Genomic DNA, 12,423 nt, shown 5'->3' on the forward strand with positions numbered 1-12,423 from the left:
TACCCAATAAAAGAGCTTATCTTTTACCGCGCTGTAAAAGATAAGCTCTCCATCCTGCAACTAACAAGGGCAGCAGGGTGATGATCAAAAAAATAACATCTGCAATACCATCCATCAGCAGCATGCCAACAATTCCTAAAATACTGCATAAAGCCAACAGCCATACGATACTTAACTTATTCCACAGTTGCATTGTTGATTCCTTTTAAGCCTTTTTGTTGGCGTTTTGCCCACCATAACCATGCGCCATTTAAAGTGATAAATAAGGTGAGTAAGGTACATAGACTCCATAAGATCTTGAGGGGCATACCACCGTAATTGCCAAAATGCAGTGGTTGTGACAGTAAGATGGCTTTCAGATAGGTGGGTAATTCTTCAACCGTATCCACTTGTCCTGTTTCTGCATTGACCAAGGCGACTTTTAGCATCTTCTCTTTTAAGCCCTCATTGCCTTGCAGTAACACCATATAGTGACCTTGGGTGGCGTATTCTGTTTTTGGGTAGAACACACTGGTGGGGTGCCAATCTGTTTGACCTTTCTGAGCGGCCGCATAGACCTGATCAATGCTTAAATTTGGATGAATCACACGGGCATGCTGATATTTGTCTTGCAGGGCTTTCAGTTCAGTCATTTGCCAAACTCCAATTGCAACCGTACCAAAACCCAGTAGAAATCCAGTTAAGGTCACTACCAAGGCCCAACCGAGGATTGCAGAGCCAATTAAATTATGTAGGTCGAGCTGTAATAGACGTTGTCCCTTGTTAAAACGAAGAATGCCCAAAAAGAATTTTTTCACATAAGGCGCATAGACCACCAAGCCAGAAACCAAAGATAAGAACACTAACAAAGCAATCAGTGCCCCAATCAATTGTCCAATAAAACCTAGAAACCAGTTGGCATGCAGTTCCAGTAAGAAGCCAGTCAAAGTATCTCGTTCATTTGGTCGATCAATCAGCGTTGCAGAACCAATATCTGCAAACAGCCAACGTGCTTGTTCAAAGCTTTGTTCAGGTTTCGCCATCCCGATAAGGAGTACACCAGGATGATGCTCGGGGTCATAGCCTGTACTGATAATCTGCTCGGTAGGGTAGGTTCTCTGTGCGGTCGCGATTGAGTCCGCTAGCGGTCGTTGCTGTTGTAAAGAAGAATGTAGAGCCGTAGGCTCGACCCCAAGTGCATGATCAATCTCTTCATGGAAAATCAGAATAACCCCAGTGATGGATAAAATTGCAAAGGGCACTACAATCACCAAGCTGACCCAGCGATGAATCCATAAGTTAATGCGAAACCAGCGCGAGTTGGTTTTTTTAATGGCAGTTGCTGTTTGCTTCATAACTGATTTTCCCATGCGGCTTTGCACATGGATTCCTTGGTGATTAGATTTTTTATAAGCTGATTTTATTTTTATTGATAATTATTTTCATTATTATTTACTATTGTTTTTTACGTTCCACGTGAAACCTTAGACTGAATAAAATGATTAAAAAAAGGTAGTCGATGAAATCGCCTACCTATCAATGATCTATTTAAGCTTGAAATGAATGAATAATCAGATTGCTGTCAGCAAAAGAGCTTGTTAATTTTCGACAAAGTCACTCACTTGAATCAACGCATGACCAAACAAGTATCCAGCAGTCACCAACACGCTGATCCACAGTAATGCACCCAAGATGTTATACACAACGAAATGGCTATAATTCATGTTGCTTGAACCTGCTGCTAAGGGCGCAAATGAACGGGCAAACGGAATAAAACGAGCCAATAGGATGGTTTTCCCCCCGTGCTTTAAGAAAAACACATTGGTTTTTTGCAAATATTCTTGCTTAATAAAGCGTGATTTAACATTGAAAATACGATCGCCAAAATGACGGCCTATATGGTAATTCACCATATAGCCCAGTGCTGCTGCAAAGAACAGTAAGCTGATCATATAACCAAGATGCATGATTTCAACCACAGAGCATAATGCACCAACAGTGAGTAACAGACTGTCTCCGGGTAAGAAGAACATAAAAACAAAAGCGGTTTCTGAAAAAATAATCAGAAAAAGGATAAAATAAATCCATAAGCCATATTCTTGAACTAAGACTGGTAGAATATGTTCAAAATTAAAAATAAAATCTAAAGAATTCATTCAGTTTGTATGATCCAAAATAGAGTACTCACCAAATTAAAGTACAAAAAATGTGAAATGAATTTAACCCTCAGGATTCATTCGTCACTTATAAATTTACAACAGTGGCAGCTGAGTATATCGAGCCTGAGCCTAAAGCTCAATTTTCTCAGAAAATTCCAATTTTTACCTTATCTTAAATTCTCGACAAATTCATGACATTTTTCATGCTATTCATAGTGTTTTTAAGTATCCAAAGCATCTTTTAAGGCCATAAATGGGATGCTTCTGTTTAAATAAATGACCTTAAACGTTGTGATTCATACACACTCAAACAGAGCTGTGTATGAATCAGCTGGCAGCTTAATCTGCAAAAGAGCTTTCCAGCTCTTCAAGTTCCATCATCAGCTCTAAAAGCTGTTCTTCATGCTGTTCTAATTTCGCTTTGAGCTCATTTTGCTCATTCATTAGCTTGATCAAATCATTTTTGCGCTCAGCCTCATACAAGGCACTATCCGCTAAAGCATGTTCAATCTCAGCTAAGCGTGGTTGAACCTTTTCAATTTGAGCTTCGACTTTTTCGATGTTTTTACGAATTGGACGCGTCATTTCACGGCGACGAGCTGCTTCTTTACGTTGTGCTTCCTTATCTACTTTTACGGCAGGGGCTTGGGTGGTTGTACTTTGCTGTTGTGATGCATTTTGTGCATTGATCTGTTGTTGGCGCGCTTCACGTAACCATTTGGCGTAGTCTTGTAGATCACCTGCAAATTCTGTGCATTGACCTGCATGCACTAATAACAAGTCATCACAGACACTGGCAATCAATTGGCGTTCATGTGAAACCAGTACCACTGCACCATCAAAGTCTTGTAGCGCCATGGTCAGTGCCAGACGCATATCCAAGTCTAAATGGTTGGTTGGTTCGTCCAGAATCAAGACATTGGGACGTTGCCATACGATCAGTGCCAGCGCCAGACGTGCACGTTCACCACCAGAGAAGCTCTCACATGGCGTATCCATACGTTCGCCACTAAAGCCAAAACTGCCTAAAAAGGCACGTAGAGCAGCTTCACTGATGTGCTTGTCGGCAATACGTCCCAATTGCAGCATTGGGCTGGCATGGGCATCCAAAGCATCCATTTGATGCTGAGCAAAGTACCCAATATTGAGTAGTTCAGAGGCTTTACGTTCACCCGCCAGTAGTGGCAGATCTCCGACCAAAGTTTTGATCAGCGTTGATTTACCTGCACCATTCATCCCCAATAAGCCGATACGTGAACTTGGAGTGATTTGCAGACGAATCTTTTCAGCAATGATTTTATCGCCGTAACCAATTGTGGCTGCATCTAAGCTAAGCAAAGGCGAACTCATTTTGGTCGGTTCACGGAAGCTAAAGGTAAATGGGGTATCAATATGTGCAGGTGCCAATTGTTGCATACGCTCAAGCTGCTTAATTCGGCTTTGTGCTTGGCGGGCTTTGGTGGCCTTGGCTTTAAAGCGGTCAATAAACTTTTGTAGATGCGCACGCGTTTCTTGCTGCTTTTCAAAGGCTTGTTGTTGTTGCGCTAAGCGTTCACTACGGGTCGTTTCAAAGGTTGAATAGTTACCAGTATATAAAGTTAATTCTTGATTTTCGATATGCAGAATATGATCGGTAATGGCATCGAGGAAATCACGATCATGTGAAATCAAGACCAATGTGCCTTCATAAGCTTTGAGCCAGTCTTCTAACCACAAGATCGCATCCAAGTCCAAATGGTTAGTCGGTTCATCCAGTAATAGCAGGTCTGAACGGCTCATAAGGGTACGCGCCAAGTTCAAACGCATGCGCCACCCGCCCGAGAAGCTGGCGACATTTAATTTTAATTGATGATCGAGAAAGCCCAGACCTGCCATCAATTGTGCTGCTTTGGCAGGCGCTGCATAACCATGGATCTCATCGAAACGGCCATGCAGTCGAGCTAAATCATCATTACTGAGTTGATCAGGATGCGCTAATTTTTCTTGAATGTCCCAATATTCTTCATCACCAGACAAAACAAAATCAATTGCTGGCATTTCCAAGGCTTTAATTTCTTGCGCCATATGCGCCACAGTCCAGACCGCGGGGCGGGTCAGATTGCCCTCATCTGCAACCAAGTCTCCTAAGAATGCAGCGAATAGAGTCGATTTACCTGCACCATTCACGCCTGTAAGACCAATTTTCCAGCCTGGATGAAGCTGCATTGAAGCTTTTTGGAATAAAACTCGCCCACCACGGCGTAATGAAACTTGGTCAAATTGGATCATGAGCATGCAAAATAGCGAATAGATAGCTGCATTTTAAGGTGATCGCCCATGAATGCAAATTTTTATATTTAAGATCAAGTTGTTCGAATTGAGCTGATCAACCAATGATAAAATAGAGTAAAAGCTCTATTTTTGTGACGCGAATCAGATTATTATTTAAATTATATGAAAAATAAGCAACAAGATTAAAAGTAGCAGCATAGGATTTAAGGATGAACAAGGGAATTCTTGCATTGGGGGCAATGCTGGTGTTGGGGAGCTATACAGAAACACATGCAGCGACCAAAATTTGTGTTTTTGATTTGTTGGGGAAATCAGGAGAAGCCTATAAGGCCATGGAAGAGTGGGCCTTGGCTGCTAAAGCATGGCGTGGTGATACCTTTCTGATCAGCTATCAGAATGAAGCGCTGGCAGAAAATGACTTTGAACAAGGCAAATGTGATGGCGTCTATATGACTTCGATGCGTGCGCGCCGTTATAACAAATTTGCAGGTTCGATTGATGCGATTGGGGCGGTACCAAGCTATGCGATTGCACAGAAAGCGATTAGTTTTGCTTTGGATAAGCGTAATCAACGCCGTTTGCTCAGTACCGTTGATAATGAAAACTATGAAGTTGCAGGGATTTCACAAATTGGCTTGGCCTATATCTTTGTCAAAGACAAGAAGATGAATACTATTGAGCAAATCAAAGGGAAAAAATTTGCAGTGCTTGGCTATGACGAAGCACAAAAGATCGTGGTGAAAAGCCTAGGTGGACAAGCCGTACTTGCAGATATCTCTGATATCGCCAAAAAGTTTAATACTGGTCAGGCCGATATTATGGCGGCACCTGCCTATGCCTATAAGCCTTTAGAATTGTCAAAGGGATTGGGAAATGAGGGCGCGATTATTACGTTCCCGGCGGTGAACATGACCATGGACTTAATTATCCGTCCTGAAAAATTCTCCAGCAATTTTGGACAGAACTCTCGAGCGTGGTTTCTAAGCCGTCTGAATACCAATTTCGCACTGATCCAGCGTCTTGAATCAGAATTACCTGCCAAATATAAAATCAACCTCAGTAACGAGGATAAAACCCGTTATCAGCAAATCTTGCGTGAAGCACGTATGGGATTGACCAAACGTGGTATTTACGATGCCAGCATGATGAGTGTACTGAAACGCGCGCGCTGTACGGTCGACCGAACCAATTTTGAATGTAGTTTGGGCGGAGAGTAAATCGGGATAACAGAGCATGTTTTCTCGTTGACTCATGTCTAGCCCTCTCTGAATTTGATTCTGTGATGCAGATGGGTAAAACAGATGAAAACCCGACATATGTATATAAAAGCGCTATTCTTTTGGTCAAAATCTGACTATATTGAATAAGCGCTGATGGAAAATTGTGCAAAAATAGCAAAGTAAGGGAAAACAAGATGAAAAAAGGACTTTGGGCATTGAGTGCTACAGCTCTATTTGTCATGAGCACTCCTGTACAGGCAAAACAACAAATTTGTGTTTTTGATTTATTGGGTAAGGCTGGGGAGTCTTATAAACTGATTGAGGAATGGAAGCTGGCTTCTAAAACATGGCAGGGCGATGTTGAACTGATTCCTTATCAAGACGAAGAAAAAGCGGAAAAAGATTTTGATGCAGGCAAGTGTGATGGGGTCTATATGACGTCGATGCGTGCCCGTAAATATAATAAATTTGCAGGTTCAGTTGATGCAGTTGGGGCTGTGACCAGCAATGCCATTGCGCAAAAGGCGATTACCTATGTACTGGATAAACGTAATCAGCATCGTTTAACGGCAACGATGAACGGCGAGAAATTTGAAGTTGCTGGTATTATTCAAGTTGGGTTGGCTTATATTTTTGTACGTGACAAAAAGATCGATACCATTGAAAAAGCCAAAGGCAAAAAATTCGCTTATTTACATTATGACCAAGCGCAGAAGGCCATTGTAGAAAGCATCGATTTGGTAGCGGTACCATCGGATATTTCTGATTTTGTGAAAAAATTTAATAGCGGACAGGTGGATGTGATTGCAGCGCCTGCCTATGCCTATAAACCTTTAGAAATCAGTAAAGGCTTGGCCAATGGGGCATTGTTTAATTTCCCTGTGGTGAATATTACCGGTGACCTGATTATTCGTCCTGCACAATTCCCAAGTGGTTTTGGAACCCAGTCTAGACAATGGTTCGTGAATAAACTGCCAAGTAACTTTGCCATGGTGCAACGTTTAGAAGCAGGGATGAATGCCAAAAAGATTACTTTGACCAATGAAGATAAAACCCGGTATCAAAAAATGTTACGGGATGGACGCATGAATTTAACCAAGCAAGGCGTATATGATGCGAGTATGATGAATGTGCTGAAGCGTGCCCGTTGTACGGTTGAACGGACCAACTTTGAGTGTACTTTGAGTGGTGAATAAAAAAGGAGAATAACTGAATAGATCTAAATCTATACATAAAATTAGGTATATATAACAAAATTGCCTATGAAAATAATAGAAATAGATAAAAGAGGGTAAAAAGTAAACAATCTAGTCATAAAAATAGAGTATAAGCTCTATTTTTTTTCAAAAAACATGATTAATATTTGCTTCGAACAAGGAGACAAACATAAAGTTTGTGAAAGGATGAAAAATATGAAAAAAATTGCACTTGCTCTTGCAGCAACTTCGATCTTTGGTGTGTCTGCTTCTACTCAAGCAGCAATAGATGTGTGTGTATTCGACTTATTAGGAAAGTCAGGTGAATCATACAAAATGATGCAAGACTGGGCACTCGCAGCGAAAGGCTGGGGCGCTGATGTCAACTTACTTGCAATCACGGATGAACAGGTTGCAGACAATAACTTTAAAGCGGGCAAATGTGCTGCTGTTGCGATGACAGCAATGCGTGCTCGTCCATATAACAAATTTGCAGGTTCAGTCGATTCATTGGGCGGTGCACCGAGCAATGAAGTTGCACAACGTGCGATTACTTATGTATTGGATGCACGTAATGCAGCCAAAATGACCACTAATTTGGGTGGTAACAAATATGAAATCGGCGGTATTGCACCATTAGGCGCTGCTTACATTTTCGTACGTGACAAGAGCATTAACTCAATTGAAAAGGCAGCGGGTAAAAAATTCGCGGTATTGGGTTATGACGATGCACAAAAAATCATGGTTCAACGTGTAGGCGCGCAAGCGGTACTTTCTGATATTTCTAACTTTGCTGCTAAATTTAATAATGGCCAAGTCGATATGGTCGGTGCACCTGCTTATGCTTACAAACCATTAGAATTAAGCAAAGGCTTAGGTTCAAATGGTGCAATGTTTAACTTCCCAGTACTTCAAGTGACTGCGGATCTTGTTCTTCGTCCAGAGAAATTCCCTGCTGGCTTTGGTCAAAAATCTCGTGATTACTTTGTGAAGCAACTTCCAAAAGCATTCGCTATGATCAAACGTTATGAAGCTGAAATTCCAGCTAAATACAAAATGAACTTGAGTGCTGAAGACAACTTGAAATATCAAAAATTATTACGTGATGGTCGTATGGATCTGACTAAACGTGGTATTTACGATGCAAGCATGATGTCTGTATTGAAGAAAGCACGTTGTTCAGTAGACAAAGCAAACTTTGAATGTGCATTACCAGGTGAATAATCCTGAATCGCCATAATCAAGACCTAAAGCCTAGATTTATCTAGGCTTTTTGTTTTTTTGCAGATGTCATTTAAGCCATTGTCTTGATGTGCAAAGATCGTAATTATATAAAGATATAAAAACCAAATGGAATCTTGAAGATTTAAAAGATGTTTCAATCAGGACGATTAAACATGACTGTATTAAAAACAATGATTCATTGGTAAACCCTATTTAGAGATATACCGCCAGTCTTTTGATTTTGGATGGGATGCAACAACAATCAGCATAGATGCAAAGGAAAAATAACATGCAATGGTTTAAAACTTTATTACTTGCGACTGGGATCGCCGCGGTCTCTGCAGGCACTCAGGCAAAACAAACAATTTGTGTATTTGATATCGTGGGCAAAAGTGGCGATGTTTATGCATTAATGAAGGATTATCAACTCGCTGCAAAAACTTGGGGCGCTGATATTGAGCTTAAAGTTGGAACCAATGAAGCGGTCATTGCAGAAGACTTTAAAGCAGGAAAATGTGATGGCGTGAGTATCACAGGAATGCGTGGTCGTCAGTTTAACCAATTTACGGGTTCATTGGATGCAATCGGGGCGATTACCGACCTTAAATTGGCCGTTAAAGTGATGCAGGGTTTAGCCAGCCCAACCTTTGCCAAAGCGATGGTGAATGGAAAATATGAGGTGGTTGGTGTTATTCCTGTGGGTGATGCCTATTTATTGGTGAATGACCGTAATATCAATACAGTTGCCAAGGCGGCAGGTAAGAAAATCGCCGTTTTAGATTATGACGAAGCCCAAAAAATTATGGCGTCACAAGTCGGTGCACAAGCGGTCAGTTCAGATATCACCAACTTTGGTGCGAAGTTTAACAATGGTCAGGTGGATATTATTGGTGCGCCAGCGGCAGCGTTCAAACCTTTAGAACTGTATAAGGGCTTGGGAACCAAAGGCGCGATTGTGAATTACCCAATTTTACAAGTAACTGGTAATTTAATCATTCATCCGGATAAATTCCCTGCTGGTTTTGGCCAAAAGTCAAGAGAATGGGTGAAAGCACAATTACCACGGGCATTTACCATTCTTGGAAAAATGAAAGCAGACATTCCACAAAAATATTGGATGGAAGTTCCTGCTTCTGACAAACCAGGCTATCAAAAATTAATGCGTGAAGCACGTATTAATCTGACCGCTAAAGGAATTTATGACAAGCGCATGATGAAATTGTTATGGCAATTCCGTTGCCGTGAAGATGCCAAAAACTTTGAGTGCGGTTTACAGGATGAGAACTACAAATAATCATATAAAAAGTCTTTAACAGCACTTTAAACTTCAAATACAGACCCGATATTGAGTATGCTATACTGAATATCAGGTCTTTTATTTATTAAAGACGTATTGAAGTCTGAGGAATATCCATCATGAACGCCCAAGCTCTAGAATTGTCAGATAGTGCTGCTAACAAAGTTCGCCAACTACGCGAAAGTGAAGGCAATAACGATCTTATGTTACGTGTTTATGTAACAGGCGGTGGTTGTTCAGGCTTCTCTTATGGCTTTAATTTCGCTGAAAGCATCAATGAAGATGATGCTGAATTTATGAATGGCGACGTTAAAATGCTGGTTGACTCCCTCAGTTATCAATATCTTGTTGGGTCAGTGGTCGATTATTTGGAAGGACTTGAAGGCTCTCGTTTTGTAGTTCAAAACCCGAATGCGACCACCACTTGCGGTTGTGGTTCATCGTTCTCGATCTAACCGATTTTTGATGTAAAAAAAGCTTCTCCAATTGAGAAGCTTTTTTGTTTTATACCGTGGTTATTGTTCCGAGGATACGATCACCTGCTGCACCCGTCACCGCAGGTAAATTGCCACTCAGTTGTTGTACAAAGCGCATAGCCAACCACGCAAAAGCAGTTGCCTCTACCCAAGTTGGTGCTAGACCAAGCGCATCCGTGGTTTGCACTGACCAATTATGTTTACGTAGGCGCCAACGGAGTTGTTCAAGTAAATGTGAGTTATAGGCACCGCCACCACAGACATAGATTTCACCTGTCGGCATCCATTCCTTGCTACGATAAATTGCTTTTTTAATCGCACGTGTGGTGAGTTTCATTAAGGTCGCTTGAACATTCTCTGGCGTATCTTCCAGTTCATCATATTCCAGATCATTGCGCCAATCGCTGAGCTGCTCATCCAACCATTCTAAATTAAAGTCTTCGCGACCTGTGCTCTTCGGTGGTTCTTTGGCAAAAAATTCATGATTCTGTAGACGATCCAATAAAGAACGAATTGGATTGCCATATGCCGCCCAGTCGCCATTTTCATCATAAGGATGTCCAGTGTGGCGATGACACCAAGCATCCATCAAAATATTGGCAGGGCCTGTATCAAAGCCATATACGCCGTTTAAATTATTTGCAGGCAGCATACTGACGTTTGCAATACCGCCTAAATTTAAAATGACACGGTGGATACTGTCATGTAGGAATAAGGCTTGATGGAAGGCGGGTACCAAAGGCGCACCTTGGCCACCTGCTGCCATATCACGACGACGGAAATCAGACACTACAGGCAGTTGCGTGATTTCGGTAATGATATTGGGATCACCAATTTGTAAGGTAAAACCATGCTCAGGACGATGGCGAATGGTTTGTCCATGTGAACCGATGGCTTTAATTTGAGTGCGATCTAAATTATTCTTTTCAATCAGTTCATTAATGCCGTGCCCAATCATTTGCGCTAAAGCAACATCAGCTTTACCCATACGATCAATTTCATTGTCATCAGGCAGTGTCAATGCCATCAACTCATCGCGTAATTCAAGTTCAAAAGGCACAGTCAGCGTGGCATGCAGCGTTAAAGGGTCGAATGAAGTTGCAACAATATCAACACCATCCATGCTCGTGCCTGTCATTACACCAATATAGATCGCGCTCATATACAACTTATCCTGCAAGATGCTGAAAAAATGTTAGTATATCGCACAAATTGAATAACTGATGTGTTTAGGTTTTGTGATGTCAAATTTCTTGCCAGCCGAAGAACAGCTTGCTCTCATTCAACGAGGCACGCACGAGATTATCTCTGACGAAGATTTACTGAAAAAATTGAAAGAGAATCGTCCACTCCGTGTAAAAGCAGGCTTTGACCCTACGGCTCCTGATTTACACTTAGGACATACGGTTCTAATTAATAAATTAAAAACCTTCCAAGATTTGGGACATGAAGTTACTTTCTTGATTGGTGACTATACGGCCATGATTGGTGACCCGTCTGGGAAAAGCGCAACACGTCCGCCGTTGTCTCGTGAGCAAGTTGAAGCCAACGCGAAAACCTATCAAGAACAAGTTTTTAAAATCTTAGATCCAAATAAAACCAAAATTCGTTTTAACTCGGAATGGTTTAATCAAAGAACAGCAGCTGATTTAATTCAATTGGCGAGCCAGCAAACTGTATCACGTATGTTAGAACGTGATGACTTTACTAAGCGCTATAATAACCATCAACCGATTGCAATTCATGAGTTCTTGTATCCATTGGTACAAGGCTATGACTCGATTGCACTTGAGGCAGATGTCGAGTTAGGTGGGACAGACCAGACCTTTAACTTGTTAATGGGTCGTACCCTACAAGGTCGTTACGGTCAAGAATCGCAAGTGTGTATTACTGTGCCGATTCTTGAAGGTCTTGATGGCGTGAATAAGATGTCTAAATCTTTGGGCAACTATATTGGTGTATTTGACACTCCCGGTGCGATGTACCAAAAAATCTTGTCGATGCCAGATAGCTTGATTGAACGTTATTTTGATCTATTGAGCTTCAAGTCACTTGATGAAATCAAAGTACTGCTTGATGAAATGGCAGCGGGTCGTAACCCACAGGAAATCAAACGTATCTTGGCGCTTGAGTTGGTTGAACGTTTCCATGATGCAGAAGCAGCGGAAAATGCACATAAGAGTGCAGGTAACCGTGTAACTGAAGGCGAAGTACCAGAAGATACCCCAGAAGTGACCATTTCTCGTGGCGAGTTTGGTGGTGAGTTATTTATTGCAACCATTCTTCGTGTTGCAGGCTTAAACCCGAATGCAGCAGCAGCGAAAGACGCCGTGGGTCGTGGTGCAGTAAAAGTTGACTGGAATGTGGTTGATATGAGCTACTCTGTAAAAGAGAATGTCACTTTAATCATTCAATCAGGTAAAAAAGCCATTGCACGAGTGACTTTCACTGACTAAATCGAAATGAAAATAATAAAAAGCAGGCCATGAGCCTGCTTTTTATACGTAAATAGCTGATAAAAACAACGAAAACACTGATTTTGTAGAAAAAAGAAACATGCAAAAGAAAATAATAAAAAAGGGGGTTGTGTTGGATGTGAAA

11 protein-coding genes are annotated in these 12,423 nt (G+C 41.4%); 6 read left to right on the forward strand and 5 right to left on the reverse strand.

Going from position 1 to position 12,423, the window contains the following annotated elements; all coding sequences use genetic code 11:
* Positions 1-16: 16 nt before the first annotated feature.
* The 4 genes from B2727_RS08960 to abc-f all read right to left on the reverse strand — a co-directional run bounded on the left by B2727_RS08960 (position 17) and on the right by abc-f (position 4,406).
* Positions 17-193: a hypothetical protein gene (locus B2727_RS08960; protein ID WP_164467934.1), complete on the reverse strand. Its 177-nt coding sequence runs from the start codon at positions 191-193 to the stop codon at positions 17-19.
* The gene (locus B2727_RS08965; protein ID WP_033134278.1) at positions 177-1,334 is read right to left on the reverse strand and encodes a PepSY-associated TM helix domain-containing protein; all 1,158 of its coding nucleotides are present in this window, start codon (positions 1,332-1,334) and stop codon (positions 177-179) included. The genes B2727_RS08960 and B2727_RS08965 overlap by 17 nt, the downstream gene beginning before the upstream one ends.
* Positions 1,335-1,577: 243 nt before the next feature.
* Positions 1,578-2,135, reverse strand: a complete 558-nt coding sequence (locus tag B2727_RS08970) for a VTT domain-containing protein (protein WP_005146304.1) — start codon at positions 2,133-2,135, stop codon at positions 1,578-1,580.
* 342 nt (positions 2,136-2,477) lie between these two features.
* Positions 2,478-4,406, reverse strand: a complete 1,929-nt coding sequence (gene abc-f, locus B2727_RS08975) for a ribosomal protection-like ABC-F family protein (RefSeq protein ID WP_033134282.1) — start codon at positions 4,404-4,406, stop codon at positions 2,478-2,480.
* Positions 4,407-4,618: 212 nt separating this feature from the next.
* On the opposite strand from abc-f, the gene B2727_RS08980 reads away from it, so the two are divergent.
* The 5 genes from B2727_RS08980 to erpA all read left to right on the forward strand — a co-directional run bounded on the left by B2727_RS08980 (position 4,619) and on the right by erpA (position 9,801).
* The gene (locus B2727_RS08980) at positions 4,619-5,626 is read left to right on the forward strand and encodes a putative solute-binding protein (RefSeq protein ID WP_033134279.1); all 1,008 of its coding nucleotides are present in this window, start codon (positions 4,619-4,621) and stop codon (positions 5,624-5,626) included.
* Between the two features lie 197 nt (positions 5,627-5,823).
* Positions 5,824-6,825, forward strand: coding sequence for a putative solute-binding protein (locus B2727_RS08985; protein WP_005201754.1), 1,002 nt, complete (start codon positions 5,824-5,826; stop codon positions 6,823-6,825).
* A gap of 216 nt (positions 6,826-7,041) precedes the next feature.
* The gene (locus tag B2727_RS08990; RefSeq protein WP_004803364.1) at positions 7,042-8,049 is read left to right on the forward strand and encodes a putative solute-binding protein; all 1,008 of its coding nucleotides are present in this window, start codon (positions 7,042-7,044) and stop codon (positions 8,047-8,049) included.
* Between the two features lie 289 nt (positions 8,050-8,338).
* Entirely contained in the window at positions 8,339-9,343 is a 1,005-nt protein-coding gene (locus B2727_RS08995; RefSeq protein WP_004803366.1) for a putative solute-binding protein, read from the forward strand.
* 122 nt (positions 9,344-9,465) lie between these two features.
* Complete coding sequence (gene erpA / locus B2727_RS09000) at positions 9,466-9,801, forward strand: iron-sulfur cluster insertion protein ErpA (RefSeq protein ID WP_004656878.1); 336 nt, start codon at positions 9,466-9,468, stop codon at positions 9,799-9,801.
* A gap of 49 nt (positions 9,802-9,850) precedes the next feature.
* Here the strand turns inward: erpA and B2727_RS09005 are convergent, their stop codons facing one another.
* Positions 9,851-10,984, reverse strand: a complete 1,134-nt coding sequence (locus tag B2727_RS09005; protein ID WP_033134280.1) for an anhydro-N-acetylmuramic acid kinase — start codon at positions 10,982-10,984, stop codon at positions 9,851-9,853.
* 61 nt (positions 10,985-11,045) lie between these two features.
* On the opposite strand from B2727_RS09005, the gene tyrS reads away from it, so the two are divergent.
* A complete protein-coding gene (gene tyrS / locus B2727_RS09010) occupies positions 11,046-12,278 on the forward strand; it encodes a tyrosine--tRNA ligase (protein WP_096089485.1) in 1,233 nt (410 codons plus the stop codon).
* The last annotated feature ends 145 nt before the right edge of the window (positions 12,279-12,423 follow it).

The organism is Acinetobacter sp. UBA991, assembly GCF_002292065.1.
GTDB lineage: Bacteria > Pseudomonadota > Gammaproteobacteria > Pseudomonadales > Moraxellaceae > Acinetobacter > Acinetobacter higginsii.